Origin of the sequence: Pseudomonas sp. TSRC2-2 (assembly GCF_049897785.1) — a bacterium.
Lineage (GTDB): Bacteria > Pseudomonadota > Gammaproteobacteria > Pseudomonadales > Pseudomonadaceae > Aquipseudomonas.
The window spans coordinates 170103-193233 of record NZ_JAFCWZ010000010.1 but is presented as its reverse complement, the minus strand read 5'-3'; the positions used below and the strand labels follow the sequence as shown (position 1 = coordinate 193233).

The 23131-nt window shown below is 61.3% G+C and carries 18 protein-coding genes; 11 read left to right on the top strand and 7 right to left on the bottom strand.

Annotated features, from left to right (window positions below; all coding sequences use genetic code 11):
- Nucleotides 1-166 precede the first annotated feature (166 nt).
- Nucleotides 167-1279 (top strand): alkene reductase, encoded by a 1113-nt coding sequence (locus ACP7D9_RS20765; protein ID WP_101159591.1) that lies wholly within the window; start codon nucleotides 167-169, stop codon nucleotides 1277-1279.
- Between the two features lie 94 nt (nucleotides 1280-1373).
- Here ACP7D9_RS20765 and ACP7D9_RS20760 read toward each other — a convergent pair whose 3' ends face one another.
- Complete coding sequence (locus ACP7D9_RS20760) at nucleotides 1374-1976, bottom strand: TetR/AcrR family transcriptional regulator (protein ID WP_426159435.1); 603 nt, start codon at nucleotides 1974-1976, stop codon at nucleotides 1374-1376.
- A gap of 138 nt (nucleotides 1977-2114) precedes the next feature.
- On the opposite strand from ACP7D9_RS20760, the gene ACP7D9_RS20755 reads away from it, so the two are divergent.
- The 6 genes from ACP7D9_RS20755 (at nucleotide 2115) to ACP7D9_RS20730 (ending at nucleotide 11713) form a co-directional block, all read left to right on the top strand.
- Nucleotides 2115-2903, top strand: coding sequence for an SDR family NAD(P)-dependent oxidoreductase (locus tag ACP7D9_RS20755; RefSeq protein ID WP_426159434.1), 789 nt, complete (start codon nucleotides 2115-2117; stop codon nucleotides 2901-2903).
- Nucleotides 2904-2958: 55 nt separating this feature from the next.
- The gene (locus ACP7D9_RS20750; RefSeq protein WP_426159433.1) at nucleotides 2959-3975 is read left to right on the top strand and encodes an NADP-dependent oxidoreductase; all 1017 of its coding nucleotides are present in this window, start codon (nucleotides 2959-2961) and stop codon (nucleotides 3973-3975) included.
- Nucleotides 3976-4315: 340 nt separating this feature from the next.
- On the top strand, nucleotides 4316-6721 hold the full coding sequence (locus ACP7D9_RS20745) for a glucose/quinate/shikimate family membrane-bound PQQ-dependent dehydrogenase (RefSeq protein WP_426159432.1): 2406 nt from the start codon (nucleotides 4316-4318) through the stop codon (nucleotides 6719-6721).
- 96 nt (nucleotides 6722-6817) lie between these two features.
- Nucleotides 6818-8116 (top strand): carbohydrate porin, encoded by a 1299-nt coding sequence (locus ACP7D9_RS20740; protein WP_426159431.1) that lies wholly within the window; start codon nucleotides 6818-6820, stop codon nucleotides 8114-8116.
- Between the two features lie 730 nt (nucleotides 8117-8846).
- Complete coding sequence (gene proP, locus ACP7D9_RS20735) at nucleotides 8847-10349, top strand: glycine betaine/L-proline transporter ProP (protein ID WP_426159430.1); 1503 nt, start codon at nucleotides 8847-8849, stop codon at nucleotides 10347-10349.
- 86 nt (nucleotides 10350-10435) lie between these two features.
- The gene (locus tag ACP7D9_RS20730; RefSeq protein WP_426159429.1) at nucleotides 10436-11713 is read left to right on the top strand and encodes an OmpP1/FadL family transporter; all 1278 of its coding nucleotides are present in this window, start codon (nucleotides 10436-10438) and stop codon (nucleotides 11711-11713) included.
- 3 nt (nucleotides 11714-11716) lie between these two features.
- On the opposite strand, the gene ACP7D9_RS20725 is transcribed toward ACP7D9_RS20730, so the two are convergent.
- Both ACP7D9_RS20725 and ACP7D9_RS20720 read right to left on the bottom strand, forming a co-directional pair.
- Entirely contained in the window at nucleotides 11717-13330 is a 1614-nt protein-coding gene (locus tag ACP7D9_RS20725) for a mechanosensitive ion channel family protein (RefSeq protein ID WP_426159428.1), read from the bottom strand.
- A 10-nt stretch (nucleotides 13331-13340) separates the two neighbouring features.
- Nucleotides 13341-14456, bottom strand: a complete 1116-nt coding sequence (locus ACP7D9_RS20720; RefSeq protein ID WP_426159426.1) for an AI-2E family transporter — start codon at nucleotides 14454-14456, stop codon at nucleotides 13341-13343.
- A gap of 308 nt (nucleotides 14457-14764) precedes the next feature.
- On the opposite strand from ACP7D9_RS20720, the gene ACP7D9_RS20715 reads away from it, so the two are divergent.
- Nucleotides 14765-16468: an amidase gene (locus ACP7D9_RS20715; protein ID WP_426159425.1), complete on the top strand. Its 1704-nt coding sequence runs from the start codon at nucleotides 14765-14767 to the stop codon at nucleotides 16466-16468.
- Between the two features lie 52 nt (nucleotides 16469-16520).
- Here the strand turns inward: ACP7D9_RS20715 and ACP7D9_RS20710 are convergent, their stop codons facing one another.
- Together ACP7D9_RS20710 and ACP7D9_RS20705 are read right to left on the bottom strand one after the other, a co-directional pair.
- Nucleotides 16521-17558 (bottom strand): alpha/beta hydrolase family protein, encoded by a 1038-nt coding sequence (locus ACP7D9_RS20710; RefSeq protein ID WP_426159423.1) that lies wholly within the window; start codon nucleotides 17556-17558, stop codon nucleotides 16521-16523.
- Between the two features lie 167 nt (nucleotides 17559-17725).
- The gene (locus tag ACP7D9_RS20705; protein ID WP_101159580.1) at nucleotides 17726-18337 is read right to left on the bottom strand and encodes an FMN-dependent NADH-azoreductase; all 612 of its coding nucleotides are present in this window, start codon (nucleotides 18335-18337) and stop codon (nucleotides 17726-17728) included.
- Nucleotides 18338-18463: 126 nt separating this feature from the next.
- On the opposite strand from ACP7D9_RS20705, the gene ACP7D9_RS20700 reads away from it, so the two are divergent.
- Nucleotides 18464-19372: a LysR substrate-binding domain-containing protein gene (locus ACP7D9_RS20700; protein WP_039760577.1), complete on the top strand. Its 909-nt coding sequence runs from the start codon at nucleotides 18464-18466 to the stop codon at nucleotides 19370-19372.
- Complete coding sequence (locus ACP7D9_RS20695; protein ID WP_426159421.1) at nucleotides 19369-19728, top strand: MmcQ/YjbR family DNA-binding protein; 360 nt, start codon at nucleotides 19369-19371, stop codon at nucleotides 19726-19728. The genes ACP7D9_RS20700 and ACP7D9_RS20695 overlap by 4 nt, the downstream gene beginning before the upstream one ends.
- 36 nt (nucleotides 19729-19764) lie before the next feature.
- On the opposite strand, the gene ACP7D9_RS20690 is transcribed toward ACP7D9_RS20695, so the two are convergent.
- Both ACP7D9_RS20690 and ACP7D9_RS20685 read right to left on the bottom strand, forming a co-directional pair.
- A complete protein-coding gene (locus ACP7D9_RS20690) occupies nucleotides 19765-20193 on the bottom strand; it encodes a DUF1294 domain-containing protein (RefSeq protein WP_426159420.1) in 429 nt (142 codons plus the stop codon).
- Nucleotides 20190-21020, bottom strand: a complete 831-nt coding sequence (locus ACP7D9_RS20685) for an undecaprenyl-diphosphate phosphatase (RefSeq protein WP_101159577.1) — start codon at nucleotides 21018-21020, stop codon at nucleotides 20190-20192. Before ACP7D9_RS20685 ends, ACP7D9_RS20690 begins: the two co-directional genes overlap by 4 nt.
- Before the next feature lie 303 nt (nucleotides 21021-21323).
- On the opposite strand from ACP7D9_RS20685, the gene ACP7D9_RS20680 reads away from it, so the two are divergent.
- Nucleotides 21324-22958, top strand: coding sequence for a methyl-accepting chemotaxis protein (locus ACP7D9_RS20680; protein WP_397478157.1), 1635 nt, complete (start codon nucleotides 21324-21326; stop codon nucleotides 22956-22958).
- The last annotated feature ends 173 nt before the right edge of the window (nucleotides 22959-23131 follow it).

Sequence of the window (23131 nt, the reverse complement as noted above, 5' to 3'; positions counted from 1 at the left end):
GCCCGCGCTCATGCCCGATGAGCGCGGGCGCCGTTGCGTGCCGCGCAACACTGCGTAGCGCCGGCCACGGATTATCAGCCCCGCCACCCCCGGTTAAGTTACCTGCACGGCGCGCGGCACCTGGCGGCCGCGCTTGAACCCCACTTATCGACATCCGGAGCTACCCATGACCCGTCGCCTGTTCCAACCCATCGCCCTCGGCCCTTACACCCTTGCCCATCGCGTGGCGATGGCGCCCCTGACCCGCTCACGCGCCGGCCAACCGGGCGACGTACCGACTGCGATGAACGCCGAGTACTACCGCCAACGTGCCAGTGCCGCGCTGATCGTCACCGAGGCCACGCAAATTTCTCGGCAAGGCCAGGGCTATGCGTGGACGCCGGGGATCTACACCGATGCGCAAGTCCAGGCCTGGCGTGAAGTGAGCACGGCGGTGCACGAGGCCAAAGGTCTTGTGTTCATGCAGCTGTGGCATGTTGGCCGGGTTTCGCACCCCAGTTTCCAGCCTGACGCCGGTCTGCCGGTAGCCCCGAGCGCGCTGCCAGTGCCGGGCAAGACCTTTATCGTCGATGAACACGGCAACGGCGTGTGGGGTGATGTGCCGGTACCACGCGCCCTCGGAACCGCAGAAATTGCCGACATCGTTGAAGACTATCGCCGCGCCGCGCGCAACGCGTTGAACGCGGGCATGGACGGCGTGGAAATCCATGCCGGCAACGGTTATCTGCTCGACCAGTTTCTCAACAGCAACAGCAACCAGCGCGATGATGCTTATGGTGGCAGCGTGGAGAACCGTGCGCGGTTTCTGCTCGAAGTGGTTGCCGCCGTTGCCGAGGAAGTCGGCGCCGAACGCGTCGGCGTACGCCTGACGCCGATGGGCCGTTTCATGGGCATGGGTGATGACACGCCCGAGGCGACCTTCGGTTATCTGGTCGAAGCGCTCAACCAGTGGAATCTGGCGTACCTGCACCTGGTCGAGCCGGCCATGGTCGGCACGGTCAAGGACGAGAATTTCGACCCGCGCTGGGACGCAATCATCGCCCAGCTGCGGCAGGCCTGGAACGGCGTGTTGATCCTCGCTGGCGGTTACGACGCCGAGTCTGCCGAACAGGCGCTAAAGGCCAATCGCGCCGACATCATTGCCTTTGGCCGGCCATTCCTGGCCAACCCGGACCTGCCGCGTCGCTTGCATGATGGGCTTGAGCTGAACACGCCGGATCCGAGCAGTTTCTTCGGCGGCGATCAGCGCGGGTACGTCGATTACCCGTTCCATGCCTGAGTGTCTTCACGCAAGGCGCTGGCGTACGGCTTTGGCAACGCCGCCCGCCCAGCCCTCTTCCTCCGAGAGGGGGTCAGGCTGAGCGGCTTTTGCTTCAGCTGTGTTGCGGCTTATCTTCCGGCGCCTTGATGACTGGCAACGACGCCGTCATCGAGGCGTGACACACCGTCAGAATCTCATCGGCCAGTGCCGAGTCATCCGGGCAGGCCCGCGAGAGCATGATTGCCCCGACCGCACGGGCGAGCAAATCGATCATTCGGGTTCTGCCCTCACCTTCTGGTGCATCTGCTGCGCTCGGGTATTTCTCGCCAAGCGTCTGCAACATGCGCTCGATGCCCTCGGCGAACGCCGCCCTCAAATCCCCTGACTGCCGCGCCGCATCGCCACACAACGCCGCCATGGTGCAACCGGTCGACCGGCCGTCGCGATGGTCACGCGAGACGTACACGTCGATGAAATCCTTCACGCTCATTGCTTCAGCGCCGGCCAGCGACTGCGCCAGGCTGTTGGCCGATGCTTCGGCCATCAAGTCGGCCTTGGAGCCGAAGTGTTTGTAGAAACCACCGTGAGTAAAACCGGCGGCCGCCATCAGGTCAGCCACGCCAACCCCGTCATAACCGCGTTCGCGGAACATCATGGAAGCCGTTTCGACAATGTGCTCGCGATTGGCCTGTGCCTGAGCTTTGGATACGCGCATGTTGGATACCTCCAGCGCTGAAAAATCATGCGCCGATGATACATAGATGTTGGGCATAATCAAAACCGTTGACAGCTTAGATTTCGGTCATCATCCTAAAAGCCCGAAAACAGTCTTCCCCTGAAAAGAGCCAACACCATGACTACTCGCCCTACTGTTCTGATCACCGGCGCCTCCACTGGCATCGGCGCGGTGTATGCCGCACGTTTTGCCCAACGTGGGCACGATCTGGTGCTGGTCGCCCGGGATCAGACGCGCCTGGACACCCTCGCCGCCGCTTTGCGCGCTGAACACAACGTCAACGTTGAGGTGCTGCAGGCTGACCTGACCCGCCTCGGCGATCTGCAGACCGTCGAAGCGCGTCTGCGTGACGACGCGCGCATCGGCATCCTCGTCAACAATGCCGGCGCCGCGCAATCCGGCACGTTCATCGAACAGAGCACCGACAGCGTGGCGCAATTGGTCGCGCTCAACACCACGGCGCTGGTGCGGCTGGCCAGTGCCGTCGCCCCGCGTCTGGCAAAGGCTGGCGACGGCGCGATCATCAATATCGGCTCAGTGGTGGGCCTGGCGCCGGAGTTCGGCATGTCCGTTTATGGCGCGACCAAAGCGTTCGTGCTGTTCCTCTCCCAGGGCCTGAGCCTGGAATTGTCGCCACAGGGCGTGTACGTGCAAGCCGTGTTGCCCGCCGCCACCCGCACGGAGATCTGGGACCGTGCCGGTATCGACATCAACACCCTCACCGACATCATGGAAGTCGGCGACATGGTCGACGCCGCGCTGGTCGGTTTTGATCGTCGCGAAGTCGTGACCATTCCGCCGCTGCACGAAGGCGATCGCTGGGATGCCCTGCAAACCGCGCGGCAGGGCCTGTTGGGGCAGATCCGCCAGTCGGCAGTGGCGCAGCGTTATCTGACGCAATCCTGACCTCAACCGAACCCGCCGCAATTGCGGCGGGTTCCTTACAACGAGAGCATCTTCAATGAAGGCATTTTTCATCGAGCGCTACGGCAAGCAGAACGGCCGCATTGGCGACGTCCCAGAGCCGCTGGTCGGCGCCAATGATGTGCTGATCCAAGTGCATGCCAGCAGCGTCAACCCGCTGGATCTGAAGATTCGCAGCGGTGAATTCAAGATGATCCTGCCCTATCAAATGCCGTTGATATTGGGCAACGATGTCGCCGGTGTGGTGCTCAGCACCGGTGCGGCGGTCAAGCGTTTCAAGCCGGGCGATAAGGTTTATGCGCGTGCACCTGAAATCAGGAGCGGCACGTTTGCCGAACGCATCGCCGTCGATGAGACAGCGGTCGCTTGGAAACCCGTCAATCTCGATATGACCGAGGCAGCGGGCATGCCGCTGGTGGCGTTGACGGCGTGGCAAGCACTGGTCGGCGTCGCCCAGTTGAAGAAGGGCCAGAAAGTACTGATTCACGCCGGCTCCGGTGGCGTTGGCACGGCCGCCATTCAACTGGCCAAACACCTTGGCGCTTTCGTTGCGACCACCACCAGCACGGCAAATGTCGAGTGGGTCAAGGCGCTGGGCGCTGACGAAGTGATCGATTACAAGCAGCAGGATTTTGCCAACGACCTACGCGACTACGATGTGGTGCTCAACAGCCTCGACGGCGATGTGCTGAAACAATCGCTGAAGGTGCTGAAACCGGGTGGCCAGCTGATTTCCCTGTCCGGCCCGCCGACGGCGCAGTTCGCTCACGAGCAGGGTCTGTCCTGGCTGCTTGGGCTGGCCATGCGTCTGCTCAGCAGCGGGATTCGCCGCAAAGCGGGCAAACACGGGGTGGGTTATTCGTTTGTCTTTATGCGTGCCGATGGCAACCAGTTGCAGAAAATCACCGCGCTGATCGAGGCGGGGGTGATCAAACCGGTGATCGACCGCACCTTCCCGTTCGATCAGATCGTTGATGCGCTGCACTACGTTGAACAAGGCCGGGCCAAGGGCAAGGTCGCCATCACGATGGATCCCCAAAGCCCCTCACCCTAGCCTTCTGCCACAGGAGGAACAAACTGACCGATTTGTTTGGTCGGGTGAATCCGACTCTGCAATACCGAGGTGACCATAGGCCGCAAATCAGCTCGCTTTCCTCGGGGAGAAGGCTGAGGTGAGGTTTGAATTCACTGCGGTATCTGAGCATGCACGCTGCAATTTCACGCCCAACACGCTCCTCCTGTTGAACCTTGGAGAGAACCCTCTCGACTTGCGTTTTCCTCAACCTGCACCACGCTTGATTCACAGAAGTGCCGGGTTTCATGGCAAAACTGCGGTTAACTGAATGGTTAGTTACCGCTATAATCCCGCGCTTCATTCAAACGGGACTTTCAATGTGAACCACAGTCAACGCGTCTCAGGCGTTTCAACGTTCATTCTGGTCGGCCTTGGCGTGATCATCGCCCTGCTCGGTCTGGCGCTCGCGGCCGGCGGAGTGAAGCTGGTCAGTCTGGGCGGCTCCTGGTACTTCCTGGTTGGCGGTCTGGCGATGACCGTTGCCGGTGTGCTGATCGCACTGAAGAAAACTGCTGGCGCCTGGCTGTTCGCCGCGTTTCTGGTGGCCACCGCGATCTGGGCCGTGGCTGACGCCGGGCTGGTGTTCTGGCCGGTGTTTTCGCGGCTGTTCATGTTCAGCGCAATCGGTATGGTCGTCGCTCTGGTCTATCCGTTGCTGGCGCGCGCCAATGGCCGCGTGGCGGGTCGTGGCGCGTACGCCGTTGCCGCGGTGCTGGCGGTCGGTGTGGCCGTTGCGGCCGGCAACATGTTCGTCGCCCATCCAACGGTTGCCGCCACTGGTACCGGTCCGGGGCTGACCCCGGTCGAACCGGCCAAAGCGCAAAAAGACTGGGCGCACTACGGCAACACCGAAGGTGGCAGCCGCTTCGCCGCGCTCGATCAGATCAACCGCAACAACGTCGACAAATTGAAAGTCGCGTGGACTTACCACACCGGTGACGTCGCCGAAAGCGATGGCAATGGCGCTGAAGACCAGCTCACCCCGCTGCAGGTCGGCAACAAGGTGTTCATCTGCACCCCGCACAACAACCTGATCGCACTGGACGCTGACACCGGCAAGGAAATCTGGAAGAACCAGATCAACGCCCAGTCGAAAGTCTGGCAGCGGTGTCGTGGCATGGCGTATTTCGATCGCACCGCTGCCATCGCGCAGCCAGCGAATTCGCCGATCATCGAATCCAAACCTGAGCCGGCCGCCAACTGCCAGCGTCGTCTGCTGACCAACACCATCGATGCCCGCCTGATCGCGGTCGATGCCGACACCGGCGAGTTCTGCCAGGGTTTCGGCAACAACGGCCAGGTCGATCTGAAAGCCGGTCTGGGTGACGTCCCGGACAGCTACTATCAGTTGTCGTCCGCGCCATTGATGGCTGGCACTACGGTTGTGGTCGGCGGTCGCGTTGCCGATAACGTGCAAAGCGACATGCCGGGCGGCGTGATCCGTGGTTTTGACGTGATCACCGGCGCCATGCGCTGGGCGTTCGACCCGGGCAACCCGCAGGACCGCAACGCGCCGGCCGACGGCAGCACCTACGTGCGCAGCACGCCGAACAGCTGGGCGCCGATGTCTTACGACGCGGCGACCAACACGGTGTTCCTGCCGATGGGCAGCTCGTCCACTGACATCTATGGTGTCGAGCGCAGCGAACTGGACCACAAGTACGGCGCCTCGATTCTTGCGCTGGACGCCAGCACCGGTGAAGAACGCTGGGTGTTCCAGACCGTGCACAACGATCTGTGGGACTTCGACCTGCCGATGCAGCCGAGCCTGATCGATTTCGACAAGGACGGCCAGAGTATTCCGGCGCTGGTCATCGGCACCAAGGCCGGGCAGATCTACGTGATCGACCGCGCCACCGGCAAGCCGCTGACCGAGGTCAAGGAAGTACCGGTGAAAGCCGCGAACATCCCGAACGAGCCGTACTCGCCGACTCAGCCGAAATCCGTGGGCATGCCGCAGATCGGCGCGCAGCACCTGACTGAATCGGACATGTGGGGCGCCACGCCGTATGACCAGTTGCTCTGCCGCATCGACTTCAAGAGCATGCGCTACGACGGTCTGTACACCGCGCCGGGCACCGACAAATCGCTGAGCTTTCCCGGTTCGCTGGGTGGTATGAACTGGGGCAGCATCTCCACTGACCCGGTGCACGGTTTCATCTTCGTCAACGACATGCGCCTGGGTCTGTGGATCCAGATGATCCCGTCGCAGAACAAAGGCCAGGCCGCTGGCGGTGGCGAAGCGCTGAACACCGGCATGGGCGCAGTTCCGCTCAAAGGCACGCCGTACGCAGTGAACAAGAACCGCTTCCTCTCGGTGGCCGGCATTCCGTGCCAGGCGCCGCCTTTCGGCACCCTGACCGCGATCGACATGAAGACCCAGAAAGTCGCGTGGCAGGTTCCGGTCGGCACCGTTGAAGACACCGGTCCCCTGGGCATCCGCATGCACCTGCCGATCAAGATCGGCCTGCCAACCCTCGGCGGCACCCTGTCGACCCAGGGTGGCCTGATCTTCATTGCCGGCACTCAGGACTTCTACCTGCGCGCCTTCAACAGCGGCAACGGTGAAGAAGTCTGGAAAGCCCGTCTGCCGGTCGGCAGCCAGGGCGGCCCGATGACCTACGTTTCGCCGAAAACCGGCAAGCAGTACATCGTCGTCACCGCTGGCGGCGCACGCCAGTCGACCGATCGTGGCGATTACGTGATGGCCTACGCGCTGCCGTAATTCGCTGCAGCACTCCAACCTCCTCCAAGCGCGCGGTGCCCCAAGGCACCGCGTCGCCGTTTTATTGCGTTGAAGATTTCACCAGGAAGGATTCACATGTCATCGGCTGTTCGCTTTTCTCGTACCCGACTCTCCACTGGCCTGTTGCTGGGCCTGAGCTGCACCACTGCCCTCCCCGCGCTGGCCGCCAGCGACTCCGATCTACTGACCCGCAGCACCCTCTCCGGTGACTGGGGCGGCCTGCGCCATCAGCTCGACGAAGACGGCGTCAAGTTCACCGGCGATTACAGCGGCGAAACCGCTTACAACGCCGACGGCGGCCTGCACCGCTCGGCGCGTTATTCGCAGAACATCAAGCTCGGCGTGCAGTTCGATCTGAGCAAGCTCTACGGTGTCGACAATGCCGGCAAGGTCCAGTTGACCATCAACGACCGACGCGGCAACAGCGCCTCGGAAGATCTGGTCGGCAACCGTTTGCCGATTCAGGAAAACTACGGCGGCCTGTACACGCGTCTGACCGAACTGAGTTACGAGCGCAGCCTGTTCACCCCGGCGCTCAACATCAAACTCGGCTACATGGCGATGGGCAACGACCTCGGCGGCCTCGACAGCGGCATTCTGTGCAACTTCATGAACGCCGGTTTCTGCGGGCATCCGCTGAACATGTCTGGTGGCAGCGGCTGGTCAAACTACCCGAACGCGCATTTGGGCGTGCGGGTCAAATATGACCTGTCCTCTTCCTGGCAACTGCGTGTGGCGGCGTTCAACGTCGACCCCGAGAGCAATGGCAATTCGAGTCGCGCCTGGCATTTGGGGCCGAAACACACCACCGGCACCGTTGTGCCGATCGAGTTGGTGTACAAACACGCCGGCGATCTGCCGGGCGAGTACAAGGTCGGCTATTACTACGACAGCTCAGACGTCAAGCGTATTGGCAGCGACGATGAGGTTTCCGGTCGTGGCGGGCATTATTTGTTGATCGATCAGGCGGTGTGGCGCTCGCCGACCTCCGAAGGCCGCAGTCTGCATGCGTTCGGCCAGTATTCGGCGGCCAGTAAAGCCGCCTCGCCGTTCAGCAAGTGGTACGGCACCGGCGTGGTTTTGTACAAACCGTTCGAAGGCCGCCCGCATGACACCGTAGCCCTAGGCTATGGCCGCGCCGTGCCGAACCCGCGCAGCCGTGATGTGCAACAGGACGACGCAATGGCCAAAGGTGCTGCGTTCCCGAATCTCGACAGCGCCGAGCAACTGATTGAATTGGGCTACGGCTACCAGGCCAGCCCATGGCTGACCCTGCGCCCGAACCTGCAATACATCATTGAACCCGGGGCGTTTTCCGGGCAGGACATCGACAATGCGCTGGTGGTGGGCTTGCAGGTGAAAGCTGCGCTGTAAACCTTATGTTGGATGCGCCGCCGCCTTCGTGAGCAAGCCCACTCCCACACTGTTTGGCGGCGTACGCAAAATCCCGGCAACTCACAAATCCCCTGTGGGAGCGGGCTTGCTCGCGAAAGCGCCAGATCAGGCACTGCAATGCTGAATGCAACCCCGCCTTCGTGAGCAAGCCCACTCCCACACTGTCTGGCGGCGTACGCAAAATCCCGGCAACTCACAAATCCCCCGTGGGAGCGGGCTTGCTCGCGAAAGCGCCAGATCAGGCACTGCAATGCTGAATGCAACCCCGCCTTGGTGTACAAGCCCACTCCCACACTGCTTGGCGGCGTACGCAATACCCAGGCGACTCACAAATCCCCCGTGGGAGCGGGCTTGCTCGCGAAAGCGCCAGATCAAGCACTGCAACGCTGAATGCAACCCCGCCTTCGTGAGCAAGCCCACTCCCACACTGTTTGGCGACGTTCGCAAAATCCCGGCAACTCACAAATCCCCTGTGGGAGCGGGCTTGCTCGCGAAAGCGCCAGATCAGGCACTGCAATGCTGAATGCAACCCCGCCTTGGTGTACAAGCCCACTCCCAAAGGGTTCGAGGCCATGCAGCACATGTGTCGAAATTAATTCCATCGATCGGTGAATTATTTCGTGTCCGCATGTATCTGAGCCAGAACAGCCGGCGCCATCATGGAGATGGCATCGCAGCGGTATCTGGATCAGCGAGCGGGAACATCGCAATGAAATCACGCAAGAACACCGTCAAACCGATCGGTTTGAAAGACATCACCATTGTTGACGACGCCAAGATGCGCAAGGCGATCACCGCCGCCGCACTGGGCAATGCCATGGAGTGGTTCGACTTTGGCGTCTACGGCTTTGTCGCCTATGTGCTCGGCAAGGTCTTCTTTCCCGGCGCCGATCCCGGCGTGCAAATGATCGCCGCGCTCGCGACCTTCTCCGTGCCATTCCTGATTCGTCCGCTGGGTGGGCTGTTTTTTGGTGCGCTGGGCGACAAGTACGGTCGGCAGAAAGTCCTCGCCGCGACCATCGTCATCATGTCCCTGAGCACCTTTGCCATCGGCCTGATTCCGTCCTATGCCTCGATCGGCATCTGGGCGCCGATCCTGCTGTTGCTGGCGAAAATGGCTCAGGGCTTCTCGGTCGGTGGCGAGTACACCGGCGCTTCGATTTTCGTCGCTGAATACGCCCCGGATCGCAAACGCGGCTTCCTCGGAAGTTGGCTGGACTTCGGCTCGATCGCCGGGTTCGTCTTCGGCGCCGGGGTCGTGGTGCTGATTTCGACCATTCTCGGTGAACAGCGCTTCGAAGAATGGGGCTGGCGGATACCGTTCTTCCTCGCCCTGCCACTGGGCATGATCGGCCTGTATCTGCGCCACGCGCTGGAAGAGACCCCGGCGTTCCAGCAGCACGTGGAAAAACTCGAACAAGGCGACCGTGAAGGCCTTGCCGGTGGCCCGAAAGTCTCGTTCAAGGAAGTTGCGACCAAACACTGGCGCAGCCTGATGACCTGCATCGGCGTGGTGGCGGCGACCAACGTCACCTATTACATGCTGCTCACCTACATGCCGAGTTACCTGACCCACAACCTGCACTACAGCGAAAACCATGGCGTGCTGATCATCATCGCGATCATGGTCGGCATGCTTTTCGTGCAGCCGCTGATCGGCTTCATCAGCGACAAGATCGGCCGCAAGCCCTTTATCGTCGTCGGCAGCATTGGTCTGTTCGTGTTCGCCATTCCGGCGTTCATGCTGATCAACAGTGGCAGCATCGGCCTGATCTTCTCCGGCCTGCTGATCCTCGCGGTGCTGCTCAATTTCTTCATTGGTGTGATGGCCTCGACCCTGCCGGCGATGTTCCCCACGCACATCCGCTACAGCGCGCTGGCCAGTGCCTTCAACGTTTCGGTGTTGATCGCCGGCCTGACCCCGACTGCCGTGGCCTGGCTGGTGGAAAGCACCAACGACCTGTACATGCCTGCGTATTACCTGATGGTTATCGCGGTAGTCGGCCTGGTCACCGGTGTGACCATGAAGGAAACCGCCAACAAACCCCTGCGCGGCGCCGCCCCAGCGGCTTCCGACCTCGAAGAGGCCAAGGAACTGCTGCAGGAACACCACGACAACATCGAGCAGAAAATCGAAGACATTGATGCCGAGATCGCCGCGCTGGAAGCCAAGCGCAAGGAACTGGCGCTCCAGCATCCGCGCATCGATTGAACGGTACGGCGTCGGCAATCTGTCCGACGCCGCGCCGAGCTTGAGCTAGCCTTGAAACCGGATCGCATGCCATTCAAGGAGTTCACATGTTCAAGCTGATGAAAAGTTCGGTCGCTGGCGGATTGCTCTTCGCCAGCCTCCAGGCCGAAGCCGGCGGCATCATGATTTACGAAGCCGGCCACGAAGGCAGCGGCCTGGCCAACGCCGGTTCCGCGGTCATGGCCAGTGATCCGAGCATTCTGATGACCAACCCGGCGGGCATCAGCCAACTGGCCGGCACCCAGATCAACTTCAATGCGCAGTTGATTCTCGGCGATATCAGTTTCTCCCGAGACAATGCCAATACCTTCGGCGGCAACGAAGGCGGCAACGCCTTGAAGTACCTGCCCGGCTCCAGCTTCTTCATCAGCCACCAGCTCGATGATCGCTCCTCGATCGGCTTCGGCATGTACGGCAATTTCGGACTGGCGCTGGACTACGACGATGACTGGGCCGGGCGCTATTTCGCTCAGGAGTCGGCCATTATCGGCGTGTCATTCCAGCCCACTTATGCCTACAAGATCACCGACGACCTGTCCGTCGGCCTCGGCCCGCGCTTCATGCTTGGCTACTTCCGCACCGAAGTGGCCGTCAACAATAACGTGCTCGGTCTGGGCAACGCCGAAGATGGTCAGTTGCGCTACAAGGACACCGACTGGGGCACGGGTGCCAACGTCGGCGTGCTCTACAACCTCAACGAACGCACAAAACTCGGGCTGGCCTGGACCAGCAAGATCAAGCTCAAATTCGAAGACAAACCCGAGCTGAAGAAAATCACCAATCCTCTGCTGCGCCTGGCGCTCAACCGCCTCGACGCCGATCAGTTGAACGTTGACATGAACGTGCCGCAGACCGTCACCACCAGCGTGTCCTACCAGCTCGATCCGCAATGGACGCTGCTCGGCAGCCTCGGCTGGCAGGACTGGAGCGATTTCGGCAAGGTCGGCGTGGAAGTCGACACTGGCCTGGGCTCGACCTCAAGAACTGCGCAGCGCCAATACAAGGACACCTGGCATGCCTCGATCGGCGCGCAGCATCAGATCAACCCGAAACTGCGCTGGAACGTCGGCCTGGGTTACGACTCCTCGGCGGTGGATGACAAGGATCGCACCGTCGACAACCCGATGAACGAAGCGTGGCGGCTGGCGACCGGGGTCAGCTATGCATTGCAGGACGATGTCGATGTGCACATGAGCTACACGCTGATCTACCTCGGCGACATGGACGTGCAACAGACCAAAGCGCGCTCTGGCGGCTCGGTCTCCGGCGAATATAAAAGCGCCGCCCTGCACGTGCTGGGCGGCGGTATGGTCTGGCGGTTCTAGGGATCACTGCTCCTTCGGTGCCTGCGCCGGCGCGGTATACCACTGCTCCGGCGGCACGCGTTTTTCCTGCTGCGGATCGCCCAGGTAATGCGGCGACATGATCTGCACGCCGTATTCATTGAACACGTCCTGAATATTTGCATGGAGCATGCTCAACAGCACCGCACGCGGTCGCGGCTGGCTGGGGATGGCCTGGGCCACCAGTCGATACTCGGGATAGAAGTCCGACAGCGCTGTCTGGAACACCTGCGCCGGCGGATCTTCGATTACGCCCGGAGTGCGTTTGGCCGCCTCCAGCAGCATCGCTTCGACCTGCCGCCATGGGGTGTCATAGCCGATGGTCACCACCGTGTCGACCACGTAGCCCGGACCTTGCACGGTGCGCGAGTAGTTCTTGGTCACGGTGCCGGTGATCATTGAATTTGGCAGCGTCAGCACTTCACCGAGACCGGTGCGAATCCGCGTGGTGAACATGCCCAGTTCGGTAACAGTGCCTTCGTACTCGCCGATTCTGACAAACTCGCCGGGGCGCAAGGTTCGTGTATAGGTCAGGATCAACCCGGCCGCCGCTTGCCCGACGACGCTGGTGGCGCCAAGGGAAATCATCAGGCCGATCAGCACCGACAGGCCTTTGAACGCATCGGTACCGGCGCCGGGCAAATAGGGATAAGCCATCGCCAGAGCAAACAGCCAGACTGCCAGGGCTGTGAGGCGTTGCGTCGGCTGCAGGGTTTCATGGTTGAGCCAGCTGAACGTCCCCGGCGCGGCCATCCGACGCAAAATGCGTCGGGTAAATGCGGTCACGCCGCGGGCAATAAAGAAAATCGCCAGCGCCACGCCCAGGCCCGGTATCGCGTCGACGATGCTCTGCAGCAGATAACCGGCCAGTTCCACCAGATAATTGTTAAGGCTTTCGCCCCATGGCCGCGTATACGGGAAGCGTGACAGCACAAAGCCGAGCCATTCGTAGGTCAGCAGCAGAATCACCAACCAACGCAGGAACAGCAGACAGCGGCTGACCAACGGGTAGAGGAAGTTCGAATCGATCAGTTGCACCCGCCCGACCTTCAGCGCCTGGGTGTGGCGATCCATCAGCGCCGGCAGTTTCGCCAACAGCTTGTGGCGCAGCCATGACAGGCACCAGAGCAGCGCCAGGTAGATCAGCGTGGCCACCGCCGCCAGCGCCAGCGAACGCACAATCATCTGCACGTTACGCGCTTCACGGGTTTCGTTGACCACCTGACGCAGTTTTTCCGCTGCGCCTTCGGCGGCTTCCTGCACCGAGGAATAGGCCAGGCTGTCGACATCCTTGGGCGCAACGATAAACGCCCGGGTATTGCCGATGAGCACCATGTAACTGTTCTGGATCGAATCCGTGCTGATCTTCAGTCCCGGGTCTTCCTCCAGCGCTTCACTGATCACCCGCTTCGCCCGCTTGACCCGTGAGGCCGGCGCCTCGCCGAGGATGGTCGCGCGAAACAGCATGATGCTGCGGTTGGCCACCTTCAGTTCTACCGCTTCGTCCTTTGCTGTCGTGGTGTCTTCAAGTGCCTGGCCGAGCCCGGACCACAGTGTTGCAGCCAGCATCATCGCCAGCACCATCAGCCCGTTACGCATGCGCCTTTCCTTATGGCTGATTGTCGTGGGAGGTTTCGTCCAGCACTTCGCTGACGTCGGTCGGTTGATAAACCCAGCCGATGAATAATTCATAACCGACCGCCAGAATCACCGGCCCGGTGAACAGGCCGATGATGCCGCTGGTGACCATGCCGCCCAGCGCGCCGATCAGCACCACCGGCATCGGCACAGCCACGCCACGTCCGAGCAACATCGGTTTGAGCACGTTGTCCGAAAGCCCGGCGATCACCATCCACACGGCAAATATGATCGTCCCGGCGCCGACGCCGTCATGGGCAAAGACGAACACCACCACCGGCACGGTGATCAGCAGAACCGGCAGTTGCATGATGCCCAGCAGCAACACCATCAAAGCCAGAATGCCGGCAGCGGGCACCCCCATGATCACCAGTGCCACGCCTATCAAAATCATCTGGATGAAGGCGATACCGACCACGCCCTGCGCCACCGCGCGAATGGTCGAGGTGCACAATTGAGCGATCTGCGGGCCACGCACCGGGCCGGAAATCCGCGTAGTGATCGCCACCGCTGTGCGATGGCCACGTTCGCCGTGAGTCATGATCAGCCCGGCGACAATCAGCGCCACGACAAACACCACGATGCCTGCGCCGACGCCGGCGGCCTGATGCAAAAGCACCCGGCCCCAACTGGTCAGGTGCGGCGCGAGTTCCTTGAACACCCAGCTCAGGTCCTGCGAAGCGTGCATCCAGATGCCATACAACGGCGCACCGATCAGCGGCCAGTCGGCAACATTGGCGGGTGGCGGCGGAATCTCGAAGTGCCCCGCTTCCACGGTTTGCATGCCCGCCTCCACCGAATCGGCCACGGATGCGCCGAGCAGGCTCAGCGGCACCATCAGGATTACCAGCCCCAGCAACACCAGCACAATCGCCGCCCAACCGTAACGGTTGCCGAGTTTCGCCCCGAGTGTCTGGTTCAGCGGATACAAGGTGATCGCGAGTATCAGCGCCCACAGCATCACATTGAGAAACGGATGAAAAATGTCGTAGCAGAACAGCACCAGGGTCGCGATCAACCCGGCGCGGATCAGCACGTCGAGCAACGCTTTTGAGCTGTTGAAGGCAATCAGCGGCTTCTCTTCCATGGCAACATTCCTGAGGGCGCAGCATTCCGGATGCGCTGAGCCTAGAACATGTTGGCGCGGTCTTCCTGTGGAGAGCGGGATTATCGGTTTACACAAGACAATGTGGGAGCGAGCCTGCTCGGGAAAGCGCAAGGTCAGGCAACACGAATGCTCAGGCCACCTACCAACAAAACCATCACACCACCGATTACTCCGCCCGCTGCATGGTGTTAAATAGGCGCCAGTCTTGACCTTGTCGCTTAAAGCCGTGCCACGAGAACCGCTATGAATACCCCTGCCCAGAACATCCACGCTCAACAGGTGACCCCATGATTGAAGTCACCGAAGTCTGCATCGCCCAATTGCGCGCTGCCCTCGAATCCGGCCAGACCACCGCTGTGGAGCTGGTGCAAGCCTATCTGGCGCGTATTGATGCCTACGATGGCGCCGACACCCCGACGGCACTCAACGCCGTCGTCGTGCGCAATCCTGAAGCGCTGAACGAAGCCCGCGCCTCCGACGCCCGCCGCGCCAAAGGTCAAACCCTTGGCCCACTCGATGGCATTCCCTACACCGCCAAGGACAGCTATCTGGTCAAGGGCCTGACCGCCGCTTCCGGCAGCCCGGCGTTCGCTGATCTGGTCGCCCATCGCGACGCCTTCACCATCGAACGCCTGCGCGCTGCCGGGGCGATCTGCCTGGGCAAGACCAACATGCCGCCGATGGCCAATGGCGGCATGCAGCGCGGCGTCTATGGTCGTGCTGAAAGTCCGTACAACGCCGCTTACCTCACTGCGCCCTTCGCCTCTGGCTCGTCCAACGGTGCCGGCACTGCCACCGCTGCCAGTTTCGCTGCGTTCGGTCTGGCCGAGGAAACCTGGTCGAGCGGTCGCGGCCCTGCGTCGAACAACGGCCTGTGCGCCTATACCCCTTCGCGCGGCGTAATCTCGGTGCGCGGCAACTGGCCGTTGACGCCGACCATGGACGTCGTCGTGCCGTTCGCGCGGACCATGGCGGACTTGCTCGAAGTACTCGAAGTGGTCGTTGCCGAAGACCCGGACACCCGTGGCGACCTGTGGCGCCTGCAACCCTGGGTGCCGATCCCGCGTGTCAGCGAAGTACGCCCGGCTGCGTACCGCGAACTGGCCGCCGACGCAAAAGCGCTGGCCGGCAAACGCTTCGCCATCCCGCGCATGTACATCAATGCCGACCCGGACGCCGGCACCAGCGAAGCCCCCGGCATCGGTGGCCCGACCGGCCAGCGCATCAACACCCGCGCGTCCGTGATCGACTTGTGGCAGCAGGCGCGTCAGGCCCTTGAGGCCGCTGGCGCCGAAGTCATCGAAACCGACTTCCCGCTGGTCTCCAACTGCGAAGGCGACCGTCCTGGCGCGCCAACCGTGTTCACCCGTGGGCTAGTGTCGAAAGAATTCCTCCACCATGAACTGTGGGATCTGACTGCCTGGGCGTTCGACGATTTCCTGCAGGCCAATGGCGACCCGACACTCAACCGTCTGGTCGACGTCGACGGGCCGAAAATCTTCCCGCACGACCCGGGCACCCTACCCAACCGCGAAGGCGATCTGGCCGCCGGCATGGACGAATATGTGCGCATGGCCGAACGTGGCATCACGCCGTGGAATGAAATTCCTACCGTGCCCGATGGCCTGCGCGGCCTGGAGCAGACCCGGCGCGTCGACCTCGAAGACTGGATGGACAAGCTCGGCCTCGACGCGGTGCTGTTCCCGACCGTCGCCGATGTCGGCCCGGCGGATGCCGATATCAATCCTGCCTCGGCCGACATCGCCTGGAGCAACGGCGTCTGGGTGGCCAACGGCAACCTCGCGATCCGCCACCTCGGCGTCCCGACCGTGACCGTACCGATGGGCGTGATGGCCGACATCGGTATGCCGGTCGGCCTGACCTTCGCCGGCCGCGCTTACGACGATTCGAATCTGTTGCGCTTCGCCGCCGCGTTCGAATCCACCGGCAGCAAGCGCCAGATCCCGCCACGCACGCCGCCGCTGTCCTGATCAGCGCGACAGCAAGCCCGCTCTCGGCATCGATTGGGTGTTGGGGGCGGGCTTACTGATCCGCAGTCTGCATTCCTGCCCGCGTCGATTTGCCCAGCGCATGGGCAAAAAACCGTCCCGCTTCGGAAATCAGGTTGCGGTGAATATCCTCGCGATCGACGCCATCAGCATCGGTGCACAACGCCGGCATGGCGCGGATCTGCTCTTCATTACAGGGTGCCAGGAACACGAAGTGGCCCGCCCCTGCCAACAGTTTGAAGTCCGGCGCGGTAGGCAGTTTGCGCGCCAGGGCGGCAGCGTTTTTATCGAAGGCCACCAGTTTATCCCCGTCGCCGCTGTAGAGCAGCACCGGCACGTGCACATCGGCGAGGGTATGGCGGCCGAATTTGAGGCTCAGCGGCGCCATCAGCAGTAAGGCGTGAACCCGTGGATCGGCCACCGGTTGCAAGTCGTCGCGATCGACAATCAGCTCGCCCTGCGTATTGCAGGCGTCGTGATCGTCCGGGCGTTCCTGGCAATAGCGGCGCAGGCGATCCAGATCCGGTTGCGCTCCGGAAAGTATCAATGCGGTCTCGCCCCCCGCCGAATAACCGATCACACCGACCTGATCAGCATTGACGAACGGCGCCAGCATGTTATCGGCGAGCGTCGCGGTGATCGCCCGGGAAATCTGGATCGGCCGCCCGTACAGATTGCTCAACGTGCCGAGTCGGCTATGGTCCCGCCAGTTGTCACCGGGATGAATCACCGCCACCACCACAAAGCCTTTGCGTGCCAGCGATGTCGCCAGATCATGCAAGGCCAGCGGCGTGCCTGTGTTGCCGTGGGAGAGCATCAACATCGGGAAACGCCCCATCGCCACTTTGGTGTCTTCGCCGGCCTCGACCGAGTAACCCTCAAGCAAACTCATGTGCTCGCCGTCGCTGGACGGGTAGAAAGCAATGGCGCGCATCGGTTGCAGATCAAGCGGGTCGAGAAAAGTCATTTCGTGATACCCAACGCTCCAGACAGGGTGGCGTCCCGGCGCGGCCTGCACTGAATTCAGGCTGCCCAGCAGGCAAATCAGCAACATTGCACAAAGATGCCTCATGAACGCCCCACCCTGTTGGACCACATCGTCTGATGTGCCGAAACTGCATAACCCGGGCCAGATTATGTAACAGCCGGAAACAAAAAACTCCGCATCTGGCCCTTGCAGAACCAGAATACAGAGTTTTTTGGGGATTGCCTGAACAGTAGCTGTTCTTCACGCAAGCCTTACGCGGCGGCGAACAGTTGCTCGCTGATCTTCGCTTGCGCAGCGCCCATGGCGTTGTTGCGCACTTCTTCGCCATAAGCCAGGCCTTCAGCGCGGACGATCTCGATATCGGTGATGCCGAGGAAGCCCAGCACCAGCTTCAGATATTCTTCGTGAGCGATACCGCTGGCCTGACCGGCGTGGATGCCGCCGGAGGTCGACACGATCACCACCTTCTTGCCACCGCACAGGCCTTCAGGGCCGGCTTCGGTGTAGCGGAACGTCTGACCAGCTACGGCAACGCGATCGATCCACGCTTTGAGCTGGGTTGGAACGGTGAAGTTGTACATCGGCGCGCCAATGACCACGGCGTCGGCCGCGATGAATTCGGCCAGGGTCGAAGCGCTCAGCTCGGCTTCGTGCTGTTGCGCAGCGTCGCGCAATTGAGCCGTGGTGCCAGCGGCAACCAGTGTGTTGGCGGAAAAATGGCTGATGGCATCAGCGGCCAGGTCGCGGTAGGTGACCACGGCGCTCGGCTCGGCGGCTTGCCAAGCGTCGACGACTTGACGGCTTAACTGACGGGAAGCCGAGTTGTCGCCCAGAATGCTCGAATCGATGTGCAACAGTTTCATGTGGGTTCTCCTGAAAGAATCGCCGGTGGCGACGGAATGGAGACAATCCTACGCAACAAACCAATAGCTGATTAGTCGCTGACAATGCGATAGTTCGTCCCACTGATAGAACGGTTGGAAGCACACATGCAGGACCTCAACGATCTCTACTACTTCGCCAAAGTGGTCGAAGCCGGCGGATTCGCTGCCGCTGGACGCCTGCTTGGCATTCCAAAGTCGCGGCTTTCAAGAAGAATTGCCGAACTGGAAGAACGCCTCGGCGCACGTCTGTTGCAACGCACCACGCGCCAACTGAACCTGACTGCTGTCGGCGAGCGCTATTTGCGCCACTGTCAGGCGATGTTGCTGGAAGCCGAAATGGCTGACGAAGCCGTGGCGAGCATGTCCAGCGAACCGCGCGGGCGCTTGCGGGTGTCGTGCCCGACCGGGCTTGCCCATGAAATGCTGCCGACGGTGATCAGCGATTTTCTCGGCAAGTTTCCTCAAGTGCAGTTGGAGGTCGTGCTGCTCAACCGCCGAGTCGATCTGGTCACAGAAGGTATCGATGTGGCGTTGCGTGTGCGCGATCACGGTGATGAAGATCCGTTGCTGGTCACGCGGCGCTTGCGTCAGGCCCAAGCGGTCGTGATCGCCAGCCCGGCGTTCATGCAGGGCAAGACCATCAATCATCCGCAGGACCTGAAAACCCTGCCAGTACTCGGCGCCCTGGAAGCCGATCGCATGGTCCATGTACGTTTGCTCGACCAACAAGGCAAGAGCGTCGATCTGAGTATGGAGGCGCGGCTGGGCATCGATGACTTCGTGGTGCGCAAGGCCTGCGTGCTGGCCGGCCAGGGCTTTACCGTGCTGCCAATGATGTTCTGCGAGACCGAACTGCGTAACGGCACGCTGGTGCAGGTGCTGCCGGAGTGGTCATTGCCCGGCGGCTGGCTGCAAGCGGTGTATCCGCACCGGCGAGGGGTAATGCCCGCGGTACGTGCGTGGATCGATCATCTGGTCGAGTCGTTCAATGCTTGCGGGGAGCGGTTGCTATGAAACCGGGAAAAATGAGCGAAGCCGAAGTTGCCGAGTTTTGTCTGGCCCTGCCCGGCGCGCGGGAAGACTACAAATGGGGCGGCGTGCGGGTGTTCTCGATTGCCGGCAACAAGATGTTTGCCTTGCAGGGATTACGCGGCGACTCGCTGGCGTTCAAGGTCGACAAGGATCTGTTTCTCGGCCATTGCGACCGTCCGGGGATTCAACCGGCGCCGTATCTGGCGCGGGCGCAGTGGATCATCATGCATCCGCCCTACCCGCTGGGTGCCGTGGAACTGCAGGGGCTGTTGCAGCGTTCGCATCAATTGGTGGTGAGCAAGTTGCCTAAAAAAACTCAAATCGGCCTGCTGCTGTAAACGCGGCCCAGCTCCTGCAGGGGATTTCGGCGGGTTTCAGAACAGGGACAACAGGTTCGAACCGAGAAAAATCTGGTCAATCCAGAACACCTGGTGCAGCAGCACAATCACCCAGAACAGAATCTGAAACGACACCTTGCGGGTCTTGTGCCGAAATACTTGCTGCGCGATCAGCGCACCCGGCCAACCGCCCGCCAGCTCTACCGCGTGCAAGATGTTTTCCGGGGTGCGCCAGGCATCGGCGCGGGCCTTGCGCTTGTCGGCCCAGTACAGAAGAAACGCCAGCACACTGACCGTGCCGTACGCCGCCAGCGGCACCCGTGAAAGGCCGCTCAGCCACATCGACAGCGAGCCGAACAGCGGTAGCGCACAGACGACCAGCAGCACCACAAGCTTCAACTTCACCTGCTGAAGGCGCCCACCCGAAGGTTGTCCTTGCGGGCGGCGCATGCGGGAATCACTCATGCCTTCGCTGCCGACCAGTCCACCCAGCCGAACTGCCAGGTCGCCAGAATGAACAGGCCGAAGGCAATCCGGTACCAGGCAAACGCTGCGTAGCTGTGGTTGCCAATGAACTTGAGCAAGCCGCGCACGGCAATCATGGCGAAGACAAATGCGGTGACGAAACCAATCGCGAACACCGGAAAATCGGCCGGCACAAACAGATCGCGGTATTTGTAGCCCGAATACACCGCCGCACCGACCATGGTTGGCATGGCAAGGAAAAACGAAAACTCGGTGGCGGTCTTGCGCGACAGGCCGAACAGCAGGCCGCCAATGATCGTCGAGCCAGAGCGCGAGGTGCCGGGAATCATCGCCAGGCACTGCGCGAAACCGATTTTCAGCGCATCGGTCCAGCGGATCTCGTCGACGGTTTCGGCATGCACTTCGTGTTGGCGCTGTTCGGCCCACAACATGATGATCCCGCCAATGACCAGCGCCGCCGCTACGGTGATCGGATTGAACAGGTATTCGTGGATCAGATCGGCAAAGATCACTCCGAGCACCACGGCGGGCAAAAACGCGATCAGCAGATTAGCCGTAAAACGCCGAGCGCTGGGCTGGGTCGGCAGGCCGATGACCACGTCGAGGATCTTGCGGCGAAACTCCCAGACCACCGCGAGAATCGCCCCGAGCTGAATGATGATATTGAACGCCATGGCCCGTTCGCCGCCGAAATTCAGCAAGTCGGCGACGATGATCTGGTGTCCGGTACTCGAAATGGGCAAAAACTCCGTCAGCCCTTCTACAACTCCTAGAATCAGTGCCTGCAAGGCGGTCCAAAGATCCATCAATCCCCCAGAGAGCGATGCGCGAGGCATGCCCCGATAGTATTTTTTCGTTCACTGCGTCCAGCGTAGCCGGTAAAAGCTGTAGCGATTGCGCGCGCACAGGATCCACACGAATCAGTAAAAATTCCGTGAAATATCAAAACCGGGTTCAGGTTTTCGCGCGCGGGGCCGAAATCCTAACAGACAAGCCTTAATAGCGCTCCCTGCGCGACGTGGCTTGGCTGGCGCAGCCCCGAGCACTCAGCTGCGGCTGGATGCTGGCGATCATTTATTACAAGAACAAGAATCCGGAGTGACAGCGTTATGAACAGCTTGCGCAGTGTGTCGATCAGCCGACGCTTGTGGCTCATCTTGATTGTGGCGGTGGTCATGTTGCTGACCTTGGGCGTGCTGATGCTCAAGCAGATCCACGACGACCTCTATCACGCCAAGGCGCAGAAAACCCAACACGTGGTGCAGACCGCCAGCGGGCTGCTGACCTATTACCATGGCCTGGAAACCGCCGGCACCCTGACCCGGGACGCGGCGCAAAAGCAGGCGCTGACCGCAATCCGTGGCCTGCGCTACGACCAGAGCGATTATTTCTGGATCAACGACCTCACGCCTGTGATGGTCATGCACCCGACCAATCCCAAACTCGAAGGCCAGAATCTCTCGGCGATCCGCGACCCGGACGGCTTTGCGGTGTTCAACGAAATGGTCGCTATCGCCAAGGCCAAAGGTGCCGGCATGGTTGATTATCGCTGGCCGAAACCGGGGGCGACGGATCCCGTAGCGAAGACCTCGTACGTGAAACTGTTCGAGCCGTGGGGTTGGGTGATCGGTTCCGGCGTGTACGTCGACGATGTGCAGGCCGAATTCAAGGGGCAGATGATCAAGGCCTCGGCAATCGGTCTGGCGATTGCGCTGATCATGGCGCTGCTGGTGATTCTCATCGCCCGCAGCATCGTTCGTCCGCTGCAGGAGACCGTTAATGCGATGGCCAACATCGCCAGCGGCGAGAGCGACCTGACCCGCAGCCTCGATACCCATGGCAAGGATGAAGTCACTGAGCTTGCTCATCATTTCAACGCTTTCACCGCCAAGTTGCGCAGAGTCATCGGTGATTTGCAGGTTTCAGCCAGCGCCTTGGGCCAGTCTTCCAGTGACCTGGGCAACGACGCCTCGCAGGCGCAAGAGCGCAGTCAGCAGCAATCGCAGCAGATGGAACTGGTGGCCACAGCGATCAACGAAGTCACTTACGGCGTGCAGGACGTGGCAAAAAACGCCGAACACGCCGCCGCAGAAATGCGCGATGCCGAAGCGCAGGCGCAACAGGGGCAGATCAACATTGACGGCAGCCTGCAACAGATCGACAAGTTGTCCGGCACGATCGATCAGGCGGTGGAAGTGATTCGCACGCTAGCGGCCGAGAGCACGCAAATTGGCAGCGTGCTGGAAGTGATTCGCTCGATTGCCGAACAAACCAACCTGTTGGCGCTCAATGCCGCGATCGAGGCGGCGCGTGCGGGTGAGCAAGGACGCGGATTTGCCGTGGTGGCCGATGAGGTGCGCTTGCTGGCCCAGCGCACGCAGAAGTCGACAGCGGAAATCCAGTCGATGATCGAGCGCCTGCAGAATCACTCCGAAGCTGCGGTGAAGGTGATCGGCGACAGCAGCAAGGCCTCGCAATTGACCATTGAACAGGCGGGACTGGCCGGTGCGAGCCTCAATGCAATTGGCCAGGCGTTGCGTAATCTCAATGGCCTGAATGCTTCGATCGCCAGCGCCACGTTGCAGCAGGCGCATGTGGTTGAAGACATCAATCAGAACGTCACCCAGGCGGCCGGCCTTTCGCACAGCACGGCGTTGGCGGCGGAGCAATCCAGTGCGGCCAGTCTGCGGCTTGGGCAACTGAGCGAACAGCTCAACGGGCTGCTGCGCCAGTTCCGGGTCTGACCCATAACCTGTGGGGTTGGCCGGAATCCGCGCATAACCGCAACCCCTGTGGGAGTGGGCTTGCTCACGAAAGCGGCCGGTCAGGCGAATTTTCTGTGTCTGACTCAATGTCTTCGCGAGCAAGCCCGCTCCCACAGTAGGTTTGTGTGTTGCCGGAATCTCGCGCACGCCAC

Bases quoted from the DNA above. Each gene is read 5' to 3' on its own strand.
- ACP7D9_RS20765 (WP_101159591.1), top strand. From the start codon at position 167: ATGACCCGTCGCCTGTTCCAACCCATCGCCCTCGGCCCTTACACCCTT.
- ACP7D9_RS20760 (WP_426159435.1), bottom strand. From the start codon at position 1,976: ATGCGCGTATCCAAAGCTCAGGCACAGGCCAATCGCGAGCACATTGTC.
- ACP7D9_RS20755 (WP_426159434.1), top strand. From the start codon at position 2,115: ATGACTACTCGCCCTACTGTTCTGATCACCGGCGCCTCCACTGGCATC.
- ACP7D9_RS20750 (WP_426159433.1), top strand. From the start codon at position 2,959: ATGAAGGCATTTTTCATCGAGCGCTACGGCAAGCAGAACGGCCGCATT.
- ACP7D9_RS20740 (WP_426159431.1), top strand. From the start codon at position 6,818: ATGTCATCGGCTGTTCGCTTTTCTCGTACCCGACTCTCCACTGGCCTG.
- proP (WP_426159430.1), top strand. From the start codon at position 8,847: ATGAAATCACGCAAGAACACCGTCAAACCGATCGGTTTGAAAGACATC.
- ACP7D9_RS20730 (WP_426159429.1), top strand. From the start codon at position 10,436: ATGTTCAAGCTGATGAAAAGTTCGGTCGCTGGCGGATTGCTCTTCGCC.
- ACP7D9_RS20725 (WP_426159428.1), bottom strand. From the start codon at position 13,330: ATGCGTAACGGGCTGATGGTGCTGGCGATGATGCTGGCTGCAACACTG.
- ACP7D9_RS20720 (WP_426159426.1), bottom strand. From the start codon at position 14,456: ATGGAAGAGAAGCCGCTGATTGCCTTCAACAGCTCAAAAGCGTTGCTC.
- ACP7D9_RS20715 (WP_426159425.1), top strand. From the start codon at position 14,765: ATGATTGAAGTCACCGAAGTCTGCATCGCCCAATTGCGCGCTGCCCTC.
- ACP7D9_RS20710 (WP_426159423.1), bottom strand. From the start codon at position 17,558: ATGAGGCATCTTTGTGCAATGTTGCTGATTTGCCTGCTGGGCAGCCTG.
- ACP7D9_RS20705 (WP_101159580.1), bottom strand. From the start codon at position 18,337: ATGAAACTGTTGCACATCGATTCGAGCATTCTGGGCGACAACTCGGCT.
- ACP7D9_RS20700 (WP_039760577.1), top strand. From the start codon at position 18,464: ATGCAGGACCTCAACGATCTCTACTACTTCGCCAAAGTGGTCGAAGCC.
- ACP7D9_RS20695 (WP_426159421.1), top strand. From the start codon at position 19,369: ATGAAACCGGGAAAAATGAGCGAAGCCGAAGTTGCCGAGTTTTGTCTG.
- ACP7D9_RS20690 (WP_426159420.1), bottom strand. From the start codon at position 20,193: ATGAGTGATTCCCGCATGCGCCGCCCGCAAGGACAACCTTCGGGTGGG.
- ACP7D9_RS20685 (WP_101159577.1), bottom strand. From the start codon at position 21,020: ATGGATCTTTGGACCGCCTTGCAGGCACTGATTCTAGGAGTTGTAGAA.
- ACP7D9_RS20680 (WP_397478157.1), top strand. From the start codon at position 21,324: ATGAACAGCTTGCGCAGTGTGTCGATCAGCCGACGCTTGTGGCTCATC.